Raw genomic sequence first — 23,622 nt, 5'->3', positions numbered from 1 at the left:
TAACACGAAGTTTAAAATTTTAAAACCTGCTCTACAAGGGATTCATTTATCTCAAGTGCACTCCGTGGTAAAATAGTAACAATAATGATTAAGTAGAGGGATATTAATGATAAAACAAATTGAATTAGCTGAGTGGCAACATTTAGAAACTCAACTAAAAAAAGCAACACTAGAAAATTATACACATTTTGTTGTAATTAACAAGGATGTAAAAATACACCGAAATATGATTGATGCAGTTAATTTGAAACCTTGCATGATTGTATCTGACTATACTGTTAACCAACAATATATAAATGATTGTCGTTATTTTGGTAAATTAGAGATTACATTTAATGACTGGATAGAAAATATTAATCACTATCCAAACATCATTTTCCATATAGAAACAACTCAGCGTATTATAGATGACTTTAATATACAAAATGTATTTGACTTAGCTTTAATATCACTATTGCAAGATGACGTTGCTACTGACAGTCATGTCACTTTTGATTTCAGTCAGTCATTCACTACAAGTAATAAGATATGGAAGGATATACATAAACTGACACCATTGAACACGACAAAGTTCAATTTAAATAAATTAGCATATGAACATAAACATGGGCTTCCATTTAAAACAAATGAAACATTAGCGCCAGAACAAATGCGTTTTACTGATAAATGGTTAAATTCTACAGGTTTCAAAATGCCTCACTGGTTATTCAATATGATGCAACGTCAGTCAGTTAAAAAACATCGAGAACAAAGCTACATATATGAAAAAAATCCGTCAAAAGTTAAAAATCATATTGTATTCTTAGGCTTCGATTATGGTTTTAGAGGTAATTCTCGTTACTTGTTCAATCACTTTGCAAAACATTTTTCAAAATTACCAATATATTTTATAACCGATGATGTCAATGGTCCAAACTTCATTAAACCAAATGATCCAAAAGCAAAAGAGCTTATAGAAAGCGCATGTGTAGTGATATTAGAAAGTAATATTCCAGACACACTAAAACCCAATGGAACTGTTATTCAACTTTGGCACGGCACGCCCATAAAAAAACTGTTTTTAGATAGTAATGAACCGTCACAAAATCTAAATATTTACAATTACCGCGCACGTAAATACAATAAATGGTTACAACAAGATTATTTTGTGTGTGATAGTGAATCTATTATAGAATATTTCAAATCTGCTTTTCCGCAACAACAAACACATATTTTAAACTGCGGTTATCCTAGAAATAGATATTTGCTAGATAAACAAACGGATCACCATTATATTTCTTTTATTAAACGAGAATTGAAGTTAGACCCTGAAAAAGAAACTTTACTTTATGCACCAACATGGAAATCTCACCACGATGATTCAGATTTATTACCTATTAGTGATGGATTACTCAATAAATATAATGTTGTATTTAAAGGACATATTGAAGATCAATCTTCTTATATTCCTGAAAATGCAATTCTTGCACCGTCACATATAGAAGTTCAAGATTTATTATTAGTTTCAGACATTGTACTCACAGACTATTCTTCTATTATTTTTGATGCATTAACAATTAATAAAACTGTTTGTCAGTACACACCAAATCACGCTAAATACATTTCTGAACGTGGCGTCTACGATGAAGTTATGCATTCATTAGCTACTGTTAGATATAGTGATGCTAAAGCATTGCTAAATGATTTAATTAGTCATCAAATGACAGAGATTCATTCCAATTCTTTTATCAATAGAGATAATCATGCTTTTGAAACCCTGTCTCATATTATTAAAAAGTGTAATAGAACATATAATTAACATAAAATATCGTTAAACTTACATTAAAAAGGCTAGGAAAACTCATTATAGTAATGAGTTCTCCCAGCCTTTTTTATTGTGTGTATCATTTTCACTTCAATTGATTATTGATGATAAGCTGGATCTACAACTCTTACAGTCCCTTGTTGATCTACTGTAGCAATTGCATATGTTCCTGGTTCAGCTTGATTTTGGAAACTAAAGATATAACTATAATTACCTTCGCTTCCTTCAATGGCATAATCATTGTAAGGATTAGATTGGCCATTAATTGAGTTAACTTCTGCCGTTGCATTATCTAATGAGTTTTGGAAGTTAGGTAAATTCTGTAATGCGGCCTGATTATCAACAGTTCCTGACGAAATATTTTGTGAAACTGGAACCGCATTTTGTCCTTGGTACGGTGGTACATATTCTGATGCTCCTGAATTTGCTGTACCATTGTTTGCATTGTTTGCATTCGCATTGTTTGATGCATCACTGTTAGAATTCGCATTATCATTTGCACCATTTGTATTTGCGCTATCTGCAGAACCATTAGCGTTATTACCACTGTTAGCTGCATCGCCATTAGCATTTGCACCACTAGAACTATTAGCACTATCGCCACTATTAGAGCTGTTAGCGTCATTACTACCGCTTGAATTTGAACCATTGCTGTCTGAAGCATTTCCACTGTCGCTTGATGAACTATTGCTATCTGAATCGCTATTACTGTTGCTATCAGAACTATCATCATCGCTTGAATTGCTGTCACCAGATTTACTGTCTGAATCTTTGTCTGAGCTATCATTGCTCTTCTTGTCATCATTCTTAGAATCTTTTGATTGGTCTTCGCTAGATTTTTTGTCGTCTGAACTATCGTCTTTTTTATTACTTTCGTCATCGCCACCATTTGAACAAGCAGCTAAAGCTAAAGATAGTGTCAGAGCCCCTGCTAATAATTTTTTCATATAGAAAACCTCCTTATGTTTTAATACTCATAACTTAATGATTTAGCCATATGTATTAATTTGCCCAATAAGTTAGATGAGAATTAGTATGTTATTCACTATAAATTTAAAAATAAACATCTTTTATCAAAATTTTTTCGAAAGAAAATATAAATTTAATGAAAACTAAACAATTTATTAAATACTATTCATATCTATAAATCTTTCTCCATAATTAAATCCGTATCTATAATAGAACCTGTATAAAATTGGTGTTCTCCAGTCACTGTAAGTCCTTGTTTTAGATAAAACCGATGAGCTTGCGCATTATGCTCCCATACACCTAACCAAAGCTTTGATTTGTTGAGTTCTTTAGCCTTTGTTACTGCAAAATCAAAGACATCGCTACCTTTACCACTTCCTTGTGCTTGGGGTAGAAAATAAATACGTTGCAGTTCAAGATACTCATCACCCATAACTTCCGTTTGAGCATCATTAACATTCAATTTAAAATAACCAATTATTTCATTTTTTTCCTTATAAAAGTAAGTGAATGAAATTTTATTTAGTAATTCTTTTTCTAGTTGCTCCATAGCATAAGCTTCATTAAAATAATGGTTAAAATCTTCATCAGAATATTCGCCTGCCTCAAAAGTTGTTCTAAAAGTTGTCATGCACAACGCTCTCAATATTTTAACCTCAGATTGTTTAACACGTTCAATACATTGGGTCATAATTTCCACCTCTATCTCAATTCATATTTGTAATTTATTATACTAATCCGAGGATAATTTTACTATAATTTGATTATAATTCCATTACTTTTAAAAGGTATATTTACAACATCGTTTTACTTTCATATAATCAAAAAAGTTTTTTACTTTAAAACGCTTACTTCTAAAACCTTGTGTCTAGGCTTATTGTGTAATTTGCAATTACGTGATAAAGTTGATTCTAGTTTTTTAATTGTGCATAAATATATACATAAGGGAGTGCCCTAAGGCAATGACTCAATCATTTAAAGCTTTTGTAGTCGATGAACAGGACGGCAAAGTAACAAATCAATTTAAAGATATAACTATAGATGACCTTCCAGCAGGTGAAGTGCTGATTAAGGTTAAGTACTCAGGTATCAATTATAAAGATGCATTAGCAACAGTTGAAAATTCAAAAGTTGTCAATGCTTATCCAATGGTTCCAGGCATTGATTTAGCAGGTGTAATAGAACATTCTGATACGCACGCATTCAATCCTGGCGAAGAAGTAATCGTAACTGGTTACGATTTAGGTAGTAGTCATTTTGGTGGATTTAGTGAATATGCTCGTGTCAAAGAAGAATGGATCGTGCCATTACCTAAAGATTTAACACTGGAAGAGGCTATGATCTACGGAACAGCTGGTTATACAGCAGGATTAGCAATAGAGAAATTAGAACGTAACGGACTTTCAGTTGAAAAAGATGACGTACTTGTACGTGGTGCTACAGGTGGTGTTGGAACACTAGCTGTTATGATGTTAGATTCTATTGGCTTTGATGTTGTAGCGAGCACAGGTAAATCAGGTGTTGAAGAAAAGCTTAAATCACTCGGTGCAAAAGAAGTTATACCTCGTATTAACGAAACTGATAATAAACTGCTTGGCAAACGTACTTGGCAAGGAGCAATTGATCCTGTAGGTGGCGAAAGTTTATCTCAGATTATCAAACAAATAGATTACAATGGAAGTATCGCAGTAATCGGTATGACTGGTGGTCATACATTTGACAGTTCAGTATTTCCTTTCATATTAAGAGGTACAAGTATTATAGGCATTGATTCAGTTTATACTGAAATGAAACAACGTAAACATATTTGGCGTCGATTAGCTAAAGACTTAAAACCAGATCAATTACATGAAATTAAACAAGTAATCAAATTTAGCGATATAAAAGATAGTATTAAAAAGGTGCTTGAACACAATAATTCTGGCCGTATCGTTATCGATTTCGAAGCCTAGTAAAATAGTGAGTTCTTGCTATCCTACTTCAATTTTTATTTTGAAGTAGGATTTTTTGCATTTTAAATACAAATGAATTTATATTCGTACATAGAAAATATTCCGTTTGATATAAATACATATAAATTAATAAAAATCTTATACTTTAATATTTACAACCAATATGTGAAAGCGTATACTTATACCTATCGAATTAAATCAGGAGGGTTTGGGAATGAAAATAAATAAGAAACTCATCTTTTTCCTTGGTGCCTTAGGTGGTTTACTCTACGGTTATGACACGGGAGTCATATCTGGTGCCTTATTATTTATAAACGAGGATATTCCTTTAAATAGTTTTACAGAAGGTTTAGTTGTTTCATCTATGCTTATTGGGGCAATTGTTGGTTCGGGAGCTAGTGGCCCAATGTCCGATAGACTTGGACGTAGACGCGTTGTGTTTATCATAGCGATCATTTATATTGTCGGGGCATTAATTCTAGCATTAGCTCCATCAATGCCAATCTTAGTACTCGGTCGTTTAGTTATCGGGTTAGCCGTTGGTGGTTCTACCGCAATCGTTCCAGTATACTTATCTGAAATGGCACCAACAGAACAACGTGGTTCATTAAGTTCATTAAACCAATTAATGATTACAATTGGTATTTTAGCAGCATATTTAATCAACTATGCTTTCACACCAATTGAAGGTTGGAGATGGATGTTAGGTCTTGCAATTGTACCTTCTCTCATCTTACTTATCGGTGTAGCATTTATGCCTGAAAGTCCAAGATGGTTACTTGAACATCGAAGCGAAAAAGCTGCTCGAGATGTTATGAAATTAACATTTAAACAAAATGAAATAGACAAAGAAATTGCTGATATGAAAGAAATCAACAAGATTTCTGACAGCACTTGGAACGTTCTAAAATCAGCTTGGTTACGACCTACACTATTAATTGGTTGTGTGTTTGCCTTGCTACAACAAATTATAGGGATTAACGCAATCATTTATTATGCGCCTACTATTTTCAGTAAAGCTGGATTAGGAGATGCCACTTCTATTTTAGGTACAGTGGGTATCGGCGCAGTGAACGTGATAGTTACAATTGTTGCTATTAATATTATTGATAAGATTGACCGTAAACGCCTATTAATTATTGGTAATATCGGTATGGTAGCTTCATTATTAATCATGGCTATTTTAATATGGTCAATGGGAATTCAATCATCAGCTTGGATTATTGTTGCTTGTTTAACTCTTTTCATTATATTCTTTGGTTTCACTTGGGGTCCTGTACTATGGGTTATGTTACCAGAATTATTCCCAATGCGTGCACGTGGCGCAGCAACGGGTATGGCAGCATTAGTATTGTCAATTGGTAGTTTATTAGTTGCACAATTCTTCCCACTCTTGACTGACGTATTACCAGTAGAACAAGTATTCTTAATCTTTGCAGCTATTGGTATTGTAGCTTTAATCTTTGTTATTAAATACCTACCAGAAACGCGCGGACGTAGCTTAGAAGAAATCGAAGCCGAATTACGTTCTAGAACAAATGCAGACGAAGCAAATATTAATGAAACAAAATAATCTCATTATATAAAAGGTACACTGAAACACATCAGTTTTACCTCAAAGAGGGTATGAAGTCATATGACTTCATACCCTCTCTTTTTGTGCACATTAAACATTTGGTTTTTATAGGTATTTTCCTTCATTAAATTTTTGTGTGCATTTTCTTCTATATAAGTTCAACCAACAAATAGTCGACAATCTAAAACAAACCTTTGAAATTATATACTAAACCACAGTACAACTTTTGTTGTTCAGTACAAAGTTTGATTTGTTTATGTTATTAGATAAGCCAGTTTTGTTATATTTTAATATTTCCTATACATTCCTGCCGAATGCGGTTCTGTCATGATAAAACCATATTGTGCATATAATTGATCTGCTGGATAATCAGCAATTAAACTGACATAAGTACCTTGTTCCGCTTCAGCAGAAATGTAAGCCATAATATCTGTCATAATCAACTTGCCATAACCTTGCCCTTGGTAATTAGGATTAACAGCTATATCAATAATTTGAAACGCTGTCCCACCATCACCAATCACTCTCCCCATGCCAATAAGCAATTGATTATCATAAATGGTTACATCAAAACAAGCATGAGCTAAACCTTTCTCTGCTGCTTTTTGTGATTTCTCACTCAATCCTGCTATTTTACGTAAATTTCGATACTCTGAAATTGCTGGTGCTTCATGCTTTATTTCTATCATTTACGAACAACTCCTAAAAAAGACTATGTAACATTTACCATATCACATAGCCTTTTAGCTTACTTTTATTTTATAGATATTTTTTCATAACTACTTTATTGGATTCTTTAAACACATCATTGTGACTAGATACATAACCCTCAGGCGTGGCTTTAGGCTCGACATATAATTTAGCTAAGTTTGCGGCATTCGCAGCATCACTAAATGCACTAGCAATCAGATGTGCTTTTGCTTCATGATAAATAATATCACCACATGCATACAGTCCTTCTATACTTGTAGATGTATTGCCAAAACCTTTAATACTATATTCGTTAAACATATCAACTTGAGTTGAAGATTCTTCTAGTAATGTACTTTCATGGTCAAAGCCATGACTTATAATTACTTCATCAAATGTTTTTACAATTTGTTCTTTTGTTTCTGTATTTTCTAAAATAACTTGCTCAATTTTGGTTTGCGTAGAATCACCAATAAGTTGATGAATATGTGTATTAGATAACTTTTCAACTTCTAATTTTTCCAACACATCTTTCATTGCCTCATAGCCTCTAATATCTGCCTTACGATAAATAAGCGTGACACTTTTGGCATAACCACTTAAATCATTTGCCCAATCTAACGCAGAATTTCCAGCACCTGAAATCAATACATTTTTATCTTTAAATTTTTTCAATGATTGGACTACATAGTGCAAATTCGTTAGTTTATAGCGCTCTGCATCTTTGATATCTAATTGCTTAGGATTAATAATCCCACCACCAATTGCAATGATGACAGATTTAGCATTATAAATATGATGTTTAGCTGTTTCAATTTCAAAATGTTGTTCTGCTATTTTTCTAATATCTATGACACGTTCTTCCAAATTCACTTCAGGATTAAAATGTAAACCTTGTGCAACCGTATCTTTAATTACTTCGGCACACGGTTTAGGTGCTAAACCACCAATGTCCCATATAATTTTTTCAGGATAAACATGCATTTTTCCACCAAGTTTATCTTGTATATCAATAATTCTAACACTCATACCTCGTAAACCCGCATAGAAACTCGCGTACAATCCTGCTGGCCCACCGCCAATAATTATAACGTCATCCATAATGAATCCTCCCAAAATCTATCTTTTCTGTTGATTCTATTATGCTTGAAATGATAACGGTTATCAATGGAAACGCTGTTATTTTTAATCAATTTTACATTTTTTTGTGTTCTTAAAATTAATATAACTATACGGTCATTTTTTTAACCCATAACTTATTAACGAAGCAGCTCATCAAGATAATAAAAAAGGATGAGACATCATTACATGTCTCATCCTCAATTTTATTTTTCATCTTTAGGATCTTTAATAATTGCACTTTTTAACAAGAAGAATAATAAAATAAATCCTGCTGTTAAAATTGTATGTCCGATACCAGCAAATCCTGCAAATGATTCTGGTACTGTTTTACCTATGACTTGATATGTCCCTTTAGTAAACATCATTCCTATTGTTGTTAATACACCTAGGTTAAATATAATGTAGAACCAATTAAATAGATAATAACTACTTAAATTAAAGACTTTTGTTACAGGTAATAAAATAAGATGCATAAACATACCTAATATCAACGTATGTGTGTGTACAACTACAAGTTGTGTTTCACCAGTAAAATCATACGCTAACGTTAATTCACGATAATAAAAACCACTTAGTAAACCTAAGATTGTATAGACTAAAAAAGCATACAAAATTCTGCGCATCGAGACTCCTCCTTATAGCTATTATAGGATATTTTTTTGAAAATTACAGTGACAATTCAACAAACTTACACATTAAAAAGACAAGTCATATTTTTATGATGACTTGTCTTTTTATTTATTTTATTAATTAAAATTACATACTATTTTATTTAGCTGTCTTTTTAAAAATTGCTATTAACGATAAAATAATTGCAACAATTGATACAATCCATAGTGCTATTGGACCATTACTAGATTGACTACTTCCAGCAGTATCTTCGTTGCCCTTAGCTACTTTAGTAATAGGTGCAGGTTTTTCTGAATCTTCATCGCCTGTCCATTTAACAGTATCACCATCATCGTAGGTTTGGTAAGCCTCCCATTTGAATTCTCCTTCTTTTTCAGGGTTAGCGACTTGAATTGGTAAATCGATGAATTCATTTGGACCAATGCCTTTATCTGTTGCCGTCCAAGTAATTTTTGTAATATTACCTTCATCATCTTTAGTTAATTTATGATCAAATTGATCATTAGGCTCTACACCAACTACTGTAAGTTCTTCCGGTACTTTTAATTCAATTTTAGTCGTATTTGCATCTTTTTCTACTGGAATTCTAACATCATACTTTTCATATGAGCCCGGTTCACTTGTATCCGGATTTAACGTTACATGTGCATCTGCACTTTTAGAAAAGCCCACTGCAATGATACATGCGACTATTGCTGCCATAATTTGTTTAAACATTATTTTTATCTCCTTTTATCCTGGAATATTAATTTGACTCATAATTACACCAACTAATATCAATATGAGTCCTATACTTAATTCAATATACAATGTTACTTTATTTGCACGGTGTTGTTTTCCTAACGCACGTGTCGTTTGATAAAAACCTAGCGTCATCATGATGAGCGTTAATACCACTTTAACGATGAGCAATGCACTCCATGTTTGTATATCAGTCCAAATAGCTAATATATTTGTTTGATCTATAGACATCAATACACCCGAAATAATAATAAGTGCTACTGCAATTGTATTTAATTTCAATAAAAATGCTCTGATAGCCTGGCTATTCTGATTTGATTTCGCACGTATGACAAATAATAAATAAATCAATGCACCTAACCAAAGTGACATCCCGCCTATATGTACTGTTCTAATTAAAATCGACCAAATAGGCACGCTTTGAGACCATGCGTGTCCAGACATACTCAATGTGATTAGCATTATTATTGTGATGAATACATACCAACTCTGTGCCATGTGTTTCAATGTAAATAACCCTAACAATACTATGATGGCCACCATCGATAAGACAAATGGCACTTGTGTGAGTGCTGCTGTTTGCAATGATAATACATCAGATACAACATCTGAAGAAAGTGTCATCATATAAACTAAAGCAGTCATTACTGAAAGCATCATAAGCATCCATACAATGGGTTTAAAATATCGATCTGACTTAAATGTTAATAATCCCTTCCTACTTGCCAATTGATTTACTAGAAATAGGCCAGATAATGTAATAATAAGCCCTTCAGTTATAAAGCGTAATACGCCAAACCAAAAATCTGCTTTTTCATAAAATGGCGGTGTTGTGTCAATTCCATTAGCAGTTTCTTTTCCAATTGAAAATTCAAACGTATCGCTTATCTCGTGACCGTCTGCTGACATTGTTTGCCATTTTATATTATGCGTTCCTTTTTCTAACTCATCCACAGGAAATGATAATGTCTGCGAAGAACCCGTTGTACTTGGTTTCACTTCAGCAATTTCACTTCCAGTATCATCAAAAATTTGCACACTCGAATATTGTGCGTGTACTGGTTCATTAAATTGTAGCTCAATTTCTCCTGGTTGTTCATCTACAACGCTGTTTGCGTTTGGCGTTGCTTTTTCAAGTGTGGCATGTGCTGACACTTGTTGCGTTAATGCCATAAACACTATGATTATAGTGATGAAAAATATAGACATCGTCGCTTTAGGAAATCTTATAGACAGTTGCACAACAAATCCCCCTAATTATGTCTTGTACCTCTCATCATATTAAATTCAAAGTATATTCACAATATTAATTATTAATTGTCATTTTTCAGACATATCATTTACAATAATTATTTTAATTTATGTTATATACTTGCAATCAATTTATTACACATTATTCATTTATACAATGCTATCTTTTAAAAATATGATGTTTTACTTTTCAAAAATAAATATCACTTATGCGCTCTCTAAACAATAAAACGCTCATTCCAAATTGTTGTGATTAGGAATGAGCGTTTTTAATATATGAATTGATTTCAAATTATCTTTTAGTTGTTTTCATTATGCTCAACTTGGTCTATTTTATCCACTTTACGCTGTGAACCGCCTTCCCAAGCTACGTTGAGATAAGCTTCAACGTTCTTTTTAGCGACTTCTATACCAACAATTTGAGCACCCATTGTCAAAATTTGTGCGTTATTACTTAATTGTGCACGTTCTGCAGAGTAATAATCATGTGCAAGTGCTGCACGAATGCCTTTGAGTTTATTAGCAGTGATTGCTACGCCAATACCTGTACCACAAATTAAGATACCTCTTTCATTTTGTCCTTGTTGGATGCTTTTACCTACTTCGGCAGCTACATCTGGATAGTCAGTTTCTGCACATTGATGACAACCAAAATCTTCTACCTCATGTCCTAATTGTTCAACATGAGCTTTAACCGCTTCTTTTAATTCATAACCATTATGGTCTGCACCAATTGCTATTTTCATTCTAATTCCTCCTTATAGATTTAGCTACAGTAATTAAATAAATGATTTAAAAGTTTCTAACATGAGATAAGAAGATGTCGCACCTGGGTCAACATGTCCTTGGGCACGATAACCGAGTCTTTTAGAACGGCCTTTATTCGAAATAATCTCTTTCGTGCTCTCCATTCCTGACTTCGCTTTAACCAGTGCTTTATTAAAAGCAGGCCCAAACGGTTCACCCTCACCTAGTGCGCTTTCTAAAGATTTATAGAATGGTTCAAGCGTATCTATCATTGTCTTATCTCCAATTTCAGCTTTACCTCTATCTTTAATACCTTTACTAAAAGCAATCCAAAATTGATATAATGCTTCATCATCTAGTTCAGTTTTATTTTTTATTGCAACGGCCGCTTTAAGATAACCAGAAGCATAGAGTGGACCAACTGAAGAACCGACTGCATCTAAAAAACTTTTCCCCACTGCAACACTAATCTTTGCGATATCGTCTTGTGTTTGTAATTCATTATTTATCGTTTTTTGTACGGCTTGATAACCAATATTCATCGTTACACCATGGTCACCGTCACCGATTTTCCTATCCAATTCACAAAGTACATCTTGTTGTTCTTCAAATAAGGTTGTTAACGCTAAGATATATGCTTTAAATGATTGACTCGTCAACGCCATAACTACTTCCTCCTACACTTCTTTAAAGTTTGGGCAATCTACAGGATGATCCATACAAGATTTCAAAGTGTCATCTAATTTCATTAAAGTCACCGAAAAGCCGCCCATTTCCATTGAAGTTATAAAATTACCTATATAAGATTTATATGTTTTAATGTTTTGTTCTTTTAAAATTTCATCTACTTCTTTATTTATGATGTACAGTTCCATTTGAGAGGTTGCACCTAAGCCATTAACCAATACAACCACTTCATCGTCAGCGTTATATAATCCTTCTTTTAAAATATTTTGCATCATCACATGGACTGTTTCTTTTGCTGTGCGAATTGTTGTTTTTTCAATACCAGGTTCACCATGATGTCCTAAGCCAATTTCCATCTCATTTTCTTCTAAATCAAAACTTGGTTTTCCAGTTTGAGGTAAATAGCATGGACTTAAACCAATACCCATTGAACGTGTATGATCATTAGCTAATTGGGCAATACGTCTTACCTCTTCTAAGTCATAACCAAAATCAGCTGCTGCGCCTGCCGCCTTATACACTAGCAACTCTCCAGCTATCCCTCTACGATCATCAATATCTTTTGAAGAGGCGACATCATCATTACCTATGACCACTGCGGTTTTGATGTCATCTTCAATTTCAGTCATTTCACTAGCCATTTCAAAGTTCATCAAATCGCCCGCGTAATTACCATAAATATATAGCACACCGTGGCCTTCACTTATTTCTTTAGTTACAGCTTGTATTGGAATAGGAGATGGAGAAGCAAATATATTACCTACAGCAACACCATCTGCCATACCTTGACCGACATAACCCAGAAACGCTGGTTCGTGTCCTGAACCACCACCTATTAATACACTTACTTTTCGATTCGTATCACGTTTCTTTCCAATTAACGCCCTTTGATGAAGTTTTGAACGTCTAATATAGTCAGGGTAGGCAATCACATAACCTGTCATTAACTCTTCAATGACATTATCGGGGTTATTAATCATTTTTTTCATTTCAATTCTCTCCTTTTTACGATGCTCTGTATTTGTACTTAGCTGTTTAAGGTACCAGAACGATTTTTAATGATTGATCACCTTTTTTCATTAGTTCAAAACCTTCCTCAAAATCTTTAAGTGCTAATTGATGCGTCACAACCCCATCTGTTGGGAAATCTCCTTTTGCTATACCATCGATAACAAGTGGGTAACAATAAGGCCCTAAATGGCTACCCATTAGATCTAATTCTTTACGGTCTGATATAATACTCCAATCCACTGTAACGGGATCTGCAAATACCGAAAATTCTACAAAACGGCCTAATTTTCTAATTGCACTCAAACCTTGCTCTACTGATTTAGGATGACCGGTTGCTTCGATGTAAGTATCACAACCATACCCTTCAGTCAACGCTTTAATTTCTTTGACGACATCTACCTTAGATGGATTCATAACAATATCAGCACCGAATTTTTTCGCTAATTCTAAACGGTCATCTTTCATATCTAGCACTACTAACGTTTCAGCGCCTGATTTTTTAGCAGCACCCACCATACCTAAACCTAAAGTTCCTGCACCAGATAACACAACAAAATCACCGAGTTTAACATTTGCACGTTGTACAGCGTGTAAACTACATGCATAAGGTTCTATTAAAATCGCTTTTTCAATTGGCATACCTTCCGGCACTTTATAATTAATTGCTTCTTTCGTGAATTTCATATATTCTGCCATACCACCGTTTACGTTGTTTTGGAAGCCATATAGATCATGTTTTTCACACATCCAATACTGTCCATGGTTACAAAATCTGCAATCCCAACAAGGTACAATTTGTTCAGAAATGACACGATCACCAATTTCAAAATCTGTGACTTCATTCCCTTTTTCAACAATTCGTGCAATAAATTCATGTCCGGGTATCATAGGTGCTTTGATATATGATGGCTGTGTTTCATCACCCCAAAAACTAGGTGCCCCATCATACGCTTTAATATCACCTGCGCAAATTCCACAAGCTTCTACTTTAACGACAATCTCTTTAGGATTATCAATTGTTGGCGTATCTACAGTTTCATATTTATATTCTCCAGGTGCATAAGCTACAACAGCATTCATTTTTTCCGGATAATTTTTCTTTGTCATTATTAACAGCTCCTCCACTTTTTAGAAAGCGTTTTCATTTACAACTACAATTCTAATATATATTTTCGTTTCTTTCAAATATTTTTTCGTTTATTTTCATTTCGACTTGTTTTTATTTTCTTGTGTACGATTTATGTTAAAATAGTTTATGATACGAAGGAGGATATGATTCATATGAAAATGTACGCGGATGAACGAAGAGAGCATATATATACTTATATAAAATCACACAAACGTGCGACTGTTAAACAGCTTTCAGATTATTTAAGTGTGACAGAAGCAACCGTTAGGAGTGATCTTAGACGTTTAGAAAGTGAAAACAAAGTCACTCGAACACACGGTGGTGCAAAAGTAACTGAAAATATGACTTCTAAATTAAACTTTTCTTATCGTCTGACACAAAAACATAGTGAAAAGTATAAAATTAGTAAATATGCATTAAAAAAGATTGAACCCCAACAATGCATTATGATTGATGCAAGCTCTACAACATATGAATTAGCAAAATTATTAGCAGAAACTACGATGGAACTTACAATTATTACAAATGGTTTAGAAAATGCGGTACTTTTAAAAGAGAATCCCCATTTAACTGTTCTAGTAGTTGGAGGATTTGTTTCACAGGACTCAAATGCTATTACTGGTAATATAGATTCACAAATATTAGAAATGTATCATATTGATTATTTCTTTTTATCCGCAAATGGCTTTACACTTGATAATGGATTAACAGACTTCTCACTACCTGAAGTTCAATTAAAAAAACAAATGGTACGAGAAAGTGAAAATGTAATTGCACTTATTGATAAAAGTAAATTCGATATTTCTTCTACACTTTCCTTTGCCAAAATCAGTGATATCACCGAAGTTATAACGGATGAACCACCAACTCAAAAATGGACACATGACGTCCCTTTCACGCTTACAATTGCAAATAAATAAAAAGGAACAATGATGAAAACTGTTATTTTAAAAGTTAAATATAACTTCTAAAATATTACAGTACATCATTGTTCCTTATATTTTTGTTGTTTTTAAACACCGCCGCTCCAACCTACAGCAGTAAAGATGTAAAGTATAACTGAGCCGACGACAATCCAAATCAGAAACAGTGGTATCATAAATTTAAACCAAGAACCAAAGTTTGCTTTGGCAATCGCGATAGCGCCTATTGTTGCACCTAAAGTTGGTGTAATTAAGTTACCTAACCCTCCACCAAACGATAAAGAGGTTAATAACATTTGATCATTAACGCCTAATGCATTAGTTACAGGTTGTAAAATAGGAATCATCACACTCATTAATCCTGAACCAGACGGTACTAGGAAATTAAATACACCTGCGACAATAAAGACGATAACAGCTACCATGCCAGATGATGAACCATCAAGTTGTGTAGTAAGACTGTTTACAATTGTACTTAATATCTTCCCTTTTTCTAAAATTACACTAATTGTATTTGCCATGATAATCGCAAATGCTACGACCAACATCGGTTTAGCACCTTCCAAAAATCCATCAACCATTGCAGTTGTCCCTTTTTGTTTTATTAAATAGGCTAAAACAAAACTAATGCCAAAAACAGTAATAAAAACACCATTGCCGTATTTTTCTGTCCAGTTTAGCATACCATTACCTAATGCTAATATAATCGGCGTCACAATGACTAATGCAGCTACGATGATATCTCTCCAATTTACTTGTCTATCTTCAATTGCCATATCATCATTACTTTTTTCTTTATGATTAAACAGCCACGTTTGTGTCGGCATCATACTCTTATTGGGATCTTTAATGACTCTTCTTGCGTACCAAATTACATATAATAGAGTGATAATTAAAAACACTGCATACATGATAGCTCTTCCACCATAACCAGAATATAGCGCTACTTCAGGATAAACAATTTGGCCAATTTTAGCCATACCTGAGGGAGAAATTGAAAAAGCCATATACAAAGGTAAAAATGTAATCGCTAGTGCCATAATAGGGTCTAATTTCAAACGGTTTACGAGTATGACACCAAGCGTTACGAACACGATCATTTGATCTCCACCAACGAAGAAACCGATAAACGCCATCAGGGAAAACAACCCGACAATTAATGGTAATGCACCTGCATGTTCGAAACGAAAAATCATATAATTTGTTAATTTTGTCACAGAGTCTAATTGTAATATACCGCCCATTGCGCCACCTATAAATAATAATAGTGTAATCGTTTGGGCCGATTGTATTCCCCCATTAAGTATGAGTGTAATAGCATAAAATGGATTCACTGGACTTTGTGAAATCGCATGATAAGTCCCCTGTATCATTGATCCATCTTTACTCGTATCAAATTGCCCAGCAGGAATGACATACGTCAATAAACAAGCAAACATCATCATAATAAGCATCATTAATAGCACATGAGGTAATTGGAATTTTCTTTTCACTTTTGTTTCAGTTTGCTCTGGGGTGTTGTTGACGTTACTATGATTTACATGTTCATATGATGTTGTACTTGATTCTGACATGAACTTCTCTCCTTATATTTAAAAAACAGACACAACGTTATAAAACCAGATGCGTCTATCCACTTTATTGTTTACTGAGTATTAATGTGTTACTTCTGACTTACTATATCTATTTTCTTTAAAAGGAATACCAATGTGATCACGTAATGTATCTCCTTGATATGCTTTATCGTAATAACCTTGTTCTTCTAAAATAGGTAATACATTATTTAAAAATTCATCATATACAGGTCCGTTAATATGAGGTCCGAAGATAAATCCATCTGCTGCGCCATGTTCAAACCATTCAATGAGTAAGTTTGCTACTTCTTCATAAGTTCCAGTGAAAGGAGAGCGACGAGCTGTTTCTTCTAAAGCAACATCTCTCAATGTTAAATTATTTTGTTTTGCACGTGCCGCGATAGAATCTGCAGTTGCACGGAAGCTATTTTGCCCCACTTCACCTAAATCTGGAAACGGTGCATCGAGATCATATTGACTGAAATCATGATGATCATAATATCTGCCTAAGTAATCTAAAGCTTCGTCAATTGTCGCCAATGATTTTATTTCATCAAAGCGTGCTTCTACCTCATCGCTCGACTTACCAATAACTGGGGATAATATAGGATATACTTTAATATTTTGTGGATCACGCCCAAACGTTTTGGCTTGTGATTTAATACTGTCGTAATTACTTTTAGCAATATCCAGTGATTCACCTAAAGTAAATACTGCATCAGCATATTGAGCTGCATATGCTTGTCCTTTAGGAGATGCACCTGCTTGAAATATGACAGGTTGACCTTGCTCTGAACGACTGGCATTTAATGGACCCTTAACTTGAAAATATTGTCCCTTATAATCTAACGTGTGCATTTTTTCCTTATCTAAATATGCACCAGTCTCAACATCAAATGTAAAGGCATCATCTTCGTAAGAATCCCATAATCCTTGAACGACTTGAAGATGTTCCTCAGCAATATCATATCTGACATCATGTTCAGGATGGTCTCCTTTACTATAATTATCCGCACTACCAGCAAGCGGCGAAGTTACTATGTTCCAACCTGCACGCCCATGACTAATTTTATCGATTGTTGCGAGTTGTCGAGCAACAGTGAAGGGTTCACTATATGACGTTGAAATGGTACCAACTAAACCAATACGTTGAGTTACCGGCGCAAGCGCAGCTAAAAATGTTAACGGCTCATGTCTATCTAAAAAGTGTGGAATAGATTTCTCATGAATAAATAATCCATCTGCTACAAATACAAAACTGAATCCTGCTTGTTCAGCTTTTTTAGCGACATCAAGTTGGAACTCAAAATTTGTACTTGCATCACTCGGTACGTCTTTAGATTTCCAAGCATGCATATGACCACCAGGACCGTTTAACATGATCCCAAAATCGATTTTATTTTGACTCATAATACCCCTTCTTTCTGCTTTTCTTTGTTATTCGTTATAGCTAGTTGTTCTACTGTTTTAATTCTTAATTTATGATTTTGAACTGGCATATGTAGCATAAATTCATCTATATTGCCGTCACGATTTAATTGATTGAGCTGTTGCTTAATTTCATCTGCGGAACCATTAAAAACATCTATTTGTTTTTCTTCAACTTCAAAGTCTTCGTCACTTTGTTTTTTAAATGTTTCTACTTGTTCCTTTGTATTGACAGTGATTTTTCTACCGTCATCGAAATGTAAAGCGTAATTTGTACTACCTTCTTTAACTAATGCCTGTTCTTCTTTATTCTCTGATACAACGGCAGCTACCCCTACAATGACTCTGCCTTCAGGAAATTGTTGCTTATAATCTTTAAGGGCTTGTTGTAATGTTTCAATATTTGAATTTATGAAAAATGCATATATAAACCCTACTTTTTCTGTAGCAGCAAATTGCGCAGAACGTTCACTACCACCTAGTAGATAAATTTGTGGTGTAGGTATTTCATTATTGCGAATCGTTGTTTGTAATTGTCGATAATCTTCGTCTTCAGAAAAACTGCCATTATTAAATTGATTTAATAAATGAAATTTATCATTGAAGCTTGTTTGTGGTGACTTGAATTCTGTTTGCAACGCTTGTGTCGCTAAAGGAAAGCCTCCAGGTGCTTTACCTATACCTAAATCGACTCTTCCAGGTGCTAAATGACTAATGAAATGAAATTGTTCTATAACTTTGAATGGACTATAATGTTGCAACATTACGCCACCAGAACCTACACGTATATTTTTTGTGTGATTCAATATATGTGTTACAAGTATCTCCGGACTCGTACCAGCTACTTCTTCTATATTGTGATGTTCAGCAACAAAGTACCTTGTATAATTTAATTTATCTGCTAGTTGTGCCAATTCAACGGTACGAGCTATACCGTCGTTTACTGTTTCATTTTTATCTATCGGACTTTGATCAAGAATGCTAATGGCTGTCACACGCTGTCCCCCCCATATCAGTTTTCTGAAAATTTTATTATATGTAATATTATGCCTTCCATGACTTTTTGTCAAGTATCCCTATCTCTTTACTAAGAATTAAAAATAAAATAGTTTGATACATGTGTTTTAATGTGTCAGCTATAGCAATATCAGTTATTTTTCAACAGTAAAAAAGCTGAGAAAGTCTGTTTTACAACAAAATTTCTCAGCTTTTAACTTTATATTTAATTAAATTTTAGTAAGTCCAACCTACAGTATGTTCTGTTTCTTCTTCACTTGAAAGTTCGTCAATATCAATCATTGCTTCTGATACATTTCTCGAATGATAGCCAATACGTTCTAGTATAGCAATCATATCTAGATATAACAGGCCACCTTCTGGCGAACATTCACCTGAACTTAAACGCTTAATATGTTTTTTTCTTAAATCATGTTCAAGTGTATATGAATCGTTACTTAAATTAACAATTTCATCTTTTTTAACTTTGTCATATACGCTAAACATTTCAACTGATTTATCGAATGACATATTCACGTGTGAATAAAGTTTATCAATGCTTTGTGCAGCTTTATCAGAGATTTGTACTGGTTCGTTATGCAACTGTTTCAAATCTAATATATATGCTTCAGATAATCCTGCTACTTTTAACATCGTACGATTTACATCAAATAACACAGACATTCTTTCTGCATCTTTTTTGGATATTTTCTTCTCAGATATTTTCGTTAAATATTCTTTTACATTGTCATGCATGTTTTGAACAGCGGCATGTTTTTGAAGTACTTTTTTCTCATTTTTTTCATTGTATTCACTAACATTCTCTAATAATGAGTATGTCATACGTCCAATGTTTTGGATTTCATCTTGTGCTTCTTGTAAAGCGATACTTGGAGCTCTATTAATTAAATTTTTATCTAGATGTCTAGGTTTATATTTTTCTGTTATATCTTCACCAGGAATAAGTTTTGTTACGATCCAAGCTAGGACAAATATGAATGGTAGTTGAATTAACGTATTCGTAATATTAAACGTACCGTGTGCAAATGCGATCGTCATTTCTGGATTTAAGTTCATTAAACCTTGCATCCATTCGATAACCCATTGATATATCGGTAAAATCGCTAAGAATATTGCCGCACCTATTACATTAAATATAACATGTACTGCTGCTACACGTTTTGCTGCAAGTGAGCCGGCTAAACTTGCGAGTATTGCCGTGATTGTCGTACCAATGTTGTCACCTAATAATATAGGTAACGCACCATTTAGACTAACTAAATCGTTCGCAAAGAAACCTTGTAGTATACCAATTGTGGCACTTGAGCTTTGAACGACAACTGTTATAATCGTACCTGCTGCAACTCCGAAAATTGGGTTCGTTGACATGTCTAGCATGAATTGATGGAAACCATCTAAATTAGCAAGTGGTTTTACGGCGCTGCTCATTAATTCTAAACCGTAGAATAACGAACCAAAACCAAATAAAATCATACCAATATTTTTAACTTTACGTTTTTGAACAAAGAATATTAAAAATGCACCAATAGCTAATATTGGTAACGAATATGCACCGAGATCAATACCTATAATAAATGCTGTAACCGTGGTACCTATATTCGCTCCCATTACAACACCAATGGCTTGACGCATTGTCATAAATCCAGCACTTACAAGTCCAATCGTAATTACCGTTGTACCTGAACTACTTTGGATCAAAATCGTAACTATCATACCTGCAAGTACGCCCATAAGCGGGTTGCTCGTAAATTTATTTAATATACTTCTCAGACGGTCCCCAGCTGATGCTTGTAAGCCATCACCCATTTGTTTAATACCGTATAAAAATATACCTAATCCACCGATAAAAGTGAAAATTGTCTCCATAACAGATGAATCCATTGTCACACCTCTTTAAATTATTTGTAAACTATGTGAATTATAACGCATATTTGTAAATTTAGTGTTAATTTCTTATTAAAATTATAGAGATATTTCTAAATGTTTTTGCAATCATATTTCAACGACATATCAGACCCCTTCTCAAACGCTTTGTTATCAATATTTCCCTAGTTATTTTATTGATTTTGCGTGTAAAATAATTATGTCTTTTTAATGAATTTAATCATATAAATATATTCAAATTTATTAATTCTCTTTTTTATGTTTTTATTGAGTTGTAAGTATTAAAAAAACTCCCCAAATTTTGGGGAGACTTTTTTTATTTGAGCTTAATTTTCATCCTAATTTTTTCTCTAATTGGTTGTAATATACAGTTAATTACTTTGTTTAAGATGGTAATTCTGAACGTTTTCCACTATGCTTTCTAATAATTGCTGCTAAGAGCGATGAAATGATACCGAAAATGATAAATCCTACAAACATCCACATTGTTGAATTCATTTCTAATGACTGATGCATATAGAGTAATTCTCGTAAATATTCAGCATAGTGCGTAAATGGATTCCAATTCACTATATAGTCTTGATAGAATTTAGGTAACATTTGTTTTGGCGAGGTTACGAGTTGCATGCTAAAGAACATTGCAATAAAGAAAATAGGTATTGCTTTCATACCTAGCCACGTCATTACACCCAAGATTAATCCTATAAATCCTAGAATGGAAATAGATATATAAATTGCTATTTTATTTATATCAGAGAAGTCAAAACCTAACACGCCTGACATGAAATAAACATACCCAAATCCACCAATAAATGCTGTGATCACACTTAGAATCATTTGACCTAATGAAGCAATGATACGTTGCGAAATTTTAACAATATTACTGGTTCTAAATGCAAAGAATAGCAATATTGAAACTACAATTGAACTTATCCAGACTGGCATAAACATTAAGAATGGCGCGTTACCGCTAGCTTGGTGGTCCTTCACTTCATTCACTTTTTTATCTACTACATTCACTGGCGTTGTAATATCTTTGATGTCGCTCGCATTCACTTTCACATTTTGTTTATCTAATGTATCTAGCGCCTGCTCAGAAATTTGCTTATTCAGATTATCTCCTATGCCTGTGAGTACATTGGTTGACATTTGTGAAGCTTGCATATTTGCCCCACTGTTCGTAAGTGTTTTAAATTCAGCTTGCTTAACTGTTATACCTTGACTACTACTCGATTCACTCATTTTTTGTTGCATTTGTGAAGCTTGAGCAGCAGGCATTTCACCTGATTTCACTTTATCTTCCATTTCTTGTTTCTTACTATCCATTACTACCTTTTGAGTTTTACTCATCGCATTTTTTGAAAAGTCTTTTTCGAAAATTGCAGCACCAAAATATTTTTGTTCATCTAATCCTTTGCGTGCTTCCTTTTCACTATCTACATTGACCCATTTTATTTCATTTGAGTCACTATTCTTTAATTTATCTTCTAAATTTTTACCTATGTTTATATCTTTATTTTGAATAGATGTCCCTTCATCGTGATTCACGATTGCAATCGGCATCTCTTTCGGTTGGGGATTATATGCAGGATAAAATCCAATTGAAAAAATAGCAAGTATAATTAATATCGCTATTGGTGCAACCCAAAGTAATTTGCTTTTAAATATATTCATATTATTTACCTCCTTATTAAACATCGTGTTGATTATTGATTACTTTGTTTATTATAATGAGGTTAATCGAATATTCAATATGCAATAACAATCATATTGTTTGTTTATCAACATATAGATATATATTGTTAATTAACTCTAATGAGGTGACGACTATGCCAGAAGATCGACGTGTCCGTAAAACGAAAACAGCAATTAAAAATGCTTTTATACAATTGCTTGAAGAAAAAGATTTAGAAAAAATTACGATACAAAATATTACACAATTAGCCGATGTGAACCGTGGTACTTTTTATTTACACTATGAAGATAAATACATTTTACTTTCTGATATGGAAGATGAATATACCTTAGCTTTATCGTCTGCGGTTGATTTCGACAAAGTCATTATGCAGAATGATGATTTAGAGGCCTTTGCTAAGCATTTTACAGAAGACATTTTAAAAAAAGTAGTGACTTATTTATATGATCATATAGATTTCTACAAAGTTATTTTTAGCTTGGAACGTAAAAGTCAAATTGAAAATAAAATTTCCGATATCATGCTGAATAATATGAAAAAAAATGTTTCAAATAACAATACAATTGCAGATATTCCTTTAGACTATTTTCATAGTTATACTGCAGGGGCCATGATTTCATTTATTAAGCATTGGGTACAAGATGAAGATAGAATGGATCCAGAGACGGTAGTTGATTATTTGTTTAAGATTATCTTTAATGGTCCTTTGCGTCTTATGGCAAATGAGCACCAACCTACTGATTTTACAAATTAAACTTGTCATCTTTGTATTTCTTCGCTAGTATTAAAAA

The 23,622-nt window shown here is 33.5% G+C and carries 21 protein-coding genes; 5 read left to right on the top strand and 16 right to left on the bottom strand.

Going from position 1 to position 23,622, the window contains the following annotated elements; genetic code table 11:
* Positions 1-106: 106 nt before the first annotated feature.
* On the top strand, positions 107-1,798 hold the full coding sequence (locus tag ACP3TL_RS00410; protein WP_277575625.1) for a CDP-glycerol glycerophosphotransferase family protein: 1,692 nt from the start codon (positions 107-109) through the stop codon (positions 1,796-1,798).
* A 104-nt stretch (positions 1,799-1,902) separates the two neighbouring features.
* Here ACP3TL_RS00410 and ACP3TL_RS00405 read toward each other — a convergent pair whose 3' ends face one another.
* Both ACP3TL_RS00405 and ACP3TL_RS00400 read right to left on the bottom strand, forming a co-directional pair.
* On the bottom strand, positions 1,903-2,751 hold the full coding sequence (locus ACP3TL_RS00405) for a hypothetical protein (protein WP_069832955.1): 849 nt from the start codon (positions 2,749-2,751) through the stop codon (positions 1,903-1,905).
* 194 nt (positions 2,752-2,945) lie between these two features.
* Complete coding sequence (locus ACP3TL_RS00400; RefSeq protein ID WP_277575626.1) at positions 2,946-3,464, bottom strand: GNAT family N-acetyltransferase; 519 nt, start codon at positions 3,462-3,464, stop codon at positions 2,946-2,948.
* 271 nt (positions 3,465-3,735) lie between these two features.
* On the opposite strand from ACP3TL_RS00400, the gene ACP3TL_RS00395 reads away from it, so the two are divergent.
* Both ACP3TL_RS00395 and glcP read left to right on the top strand, forming a co-directional pair.
* Positions 3,736-4,725, top strand: coding sequence for an acrylyl-CoA reductase family protein (locus ACP3TL_RS00395; protein WP_069817554.1), 990 nt, complete (start codon positions 3,736-3,738; stop codon positions 4,723-4,725).
* A gap of 214 nt (positions 4,726-4,939) precedes the next feature.
* Positions 4,940-6,298 (top strand): glucose transporter GlcP, encoded by a 1,359-nt coding sequence (glcP, locus tag ACP3TL_RS00390; RefSeq protein ID WP_069817552.1) that lies wholly within the window; start codon positions 4,940-4,942, stop codon positions 6,296-6,298.
* 290 nt (positions 6,299-6,588) lie between these two features.
* Here glcP and ACP3TL_RS00385 read toward each other — a convergent pair whose 3' ends face one another.
* The 9 genes from ACP3TL_RS00385 to ACP3TL_RS00345 form a co-directional block, all read right to left on the bottom strand.
* The gene (locus ACP3TL_RS00385) at positions 6,589-6,990 is read right to left on the bottom strand and encodes a GNAT family N-acetyltransferase (protein WP_069832953.1); all 402 of its coding nucleotides are present in this window, start codon (positions 6,988-6,990) and stop codon (positions 6,589-6,591) included.
* Between the two features lie 70 nt (positions 6,991-7,060).
* A complete protein-coding gene (locus ACP3TL_RS00380) occupies positions 7,061-8,092 on the bottom strand; it encodes an NAD(P)/FAD-dependent oxidoreductase (RefSeq protein ID WP_069817549.1) in 1,032 nt (343 codons plus the stop codon).
* Positions 8,093-8,316: 224 nt separating this feature from the next.
* Complete coding sequence (locus ACP3TL_RS00375) at positions 8,317-8,736, bottom strand: DUF2871 domain-containing protein (RefSeq protein WP_065338641.1); 420 nt, start codon at positions 8,734-8,736, stop codon at positions 8,317-8,319.
* Positions 8,737-8,881: 145 nt separating this feature from the next.
* A complete protein-coding gene (locus ACP3TL_RS00370; RefSeq protein WP_069817546.1) occupies positions 8,882-9,460 on the bottom strand; it encodes a YcnI family copper-binding membrane protein in 579 nt (192 codons plus the stop codon).
* Between the two features lie 15 nt (positions 9,461-9,475).
* Positions 9,476-10,726 (bottom strand): copper resistance CopC/CopD family protein, encoded by a 1,251-nt coding sequence (locus tag ACP3TL_RS00365; protein WP_081325322.1) that lies wholly within the window; start codon positions 10,724-10,726, stop codon positions 9,476-9,478.
* A gap of 308 nt (positions 10,727-11,034) precedes the next feature.
* On the bottom strand, positions 11,035-11,481 hold the full coding sequence (rpiB, locus tag ACP3TL_RS00360) for a ribose 5-phosphate isomerase B (protein ID WP_069817545.1): 447 nt from the start codon (positions 11,479-11,481) through the stop codon (positions 11,035-11,037).
* 33 nt (positions 11,482-11,514) lie between these two features.
* Positions 11,515-12,147: a dihydroxyacetone kinase subunit DhaL gene (gene dhaL, locus ACP3TL_RS00355; protein ID WP_069832952.1), complete on the bottom strand. Its 633-nt coding sequence runs from the start codon at positions 12,145-12,147 to the stop codon at positions 11,515-11,517.
* Between the two features lie 12 nt (positions 12,148-12,159).
* Positions 12,160-13,158, bottom strand: coding sequence for a dihydroxyacetone kinase subunit DhaK (locus tag ACP3TL_RS00350; RefSeq protein WP_069817543.1), 999 nt, complete (start codon positions 13,156-13,158; stop codon positions 12,160-12,162).
* 46 nt (positions 13,159-13,204) lie between these two features.
* The gene (locus tag ACP3TL_RS00345) at positions 13,205-14,287 is read right to left on the bottom strand and encodes an MDR/zinc-dependent alcohol dehydrogenase-like family protein (RefSeq protein WP_069832951.1); all 1,083 of its coding nucleotides are present in this window, start codon (positions 14,285-14,287) and stop codon (positions 13,205-13,207) included.
* A gap of 174 nt (positions 14,288-14,461) precedes the next feature.
* Between ACP3TL_RS00345 and ACP3TL_RS00340 the strand changes: the two genes are divergently transcribed.
* Entirely contained in the window at positions 14,462-15,229 is a 768-nt protein-coding gene (locus tag ACP3TL_RS00340) for a DeoR/GlpR family DNA-binding transcription regulator (RefSeq protein WP_069817541.1), read from the top strand.
* A gap of 92 nt (positions 15,230-15,321) precedes the next feature.
* On the opposite strand, the gene ACP3TL_RS00335 is transcribed toward ACP3TL_RS00340, so the two are convergent.
* From ACP3TL_RS00335 to ACP3TL_RS00315, 5 genes are all read right to left on the bottom strand, one after another.
* The gene (locus ACP3TL_RS00335; protein WP_069832950.1) at positions 15,322-16,806 is read right to left on the bottom strand and encodes a Na+/H+ antiporter NhaC family protein; all 1,485 of its coding nucleotides are present in this window, start codon (positions 16,804-16,806) and stop codon (positions 15,322-15,324) included.
* A gap of 81 nt (positions 16,807-16,887) precedes the next feature.
* Positions 16,888-18,216, bottom strand: a complete 1,329-nt coding sequence (locus ACP3TL_RS00330) for an LLM class flavin-dependent oxidoreductase (protein WP_069832949.1) — start codon at positions 18,214-18,216, stop codon at positions 16,888-16,890.
* Positions 18,213-19,229, bottom strand: a complete 1,017-nt coding sequence (locus tag ACP3TL_RS00325; protein WP_069817536.1) for an LLM class flavin-dependent oxidoreductase — start codon at positions 19,227-19,229, stop codon at positions 18,213-18,215. The genes ACP3TL_RS00330 and ACP3TL_RS00325 overlap by 4 nt, the downstream gene beginning before the upstream one ends.
* 238 nt (positions 19,230-19,467) lie before the next feature.
* A complete protein-coding gene (locus ACP3TL_RS00320) occupies positions 19,468-21,132 on the bottom strand; it encodes a Na/Pi cotransporter family protein (RefSeq protein ID WP_277575628.1) in 1,665 nt (554 codons plus the stop codon).
* A gap of 387 nt (positions 21,133-21,519) precedes the next feature.
* Complete coding sequence (locus tag ACP3TL_RS00315; RefSeq protein WP_069832947.1) at positions 21,520-22,809, bottom strand: ABC transporter permease; 1,290 nt, start codon at positions 22,807-22,809, stop codon at positions 21,520-21,522.
* Between the two features lie 155 nt (positions 22,810-22,964).
* Between ACP3TL_RS00315 and ACP3TL_RS00310 the strand changes: the two genes are divergently transcribed.
* Positions 22,965-23,585: a TetR/AcrR family transcriptional regulator gene (locus tag ACP3TL_RS00310; protein ID WP_069832946.1), complete on the top strand. Its 621-nt coding sequence runs from the start codon at positions 22,965-22,967 to the stop codon at positions 23,583-23,585.
* Positions 23,586-23,622 lie beyond the last annotated feature (37 nt).

The sequence above is a fragment of the Staphylococcus caseorum genome, from assembly GCF_049943195.1.
GTDB lineage: Bacteria > Bacillota > Bacilli > Staphylococcales > Staphylococcaceae > Staphylococcus > Staphylococcus equorum_A.
Note: the sequence above shows the minus strand (reverse complement) of the source record. Positions and strands in the feature narration are given on the sequence as shown.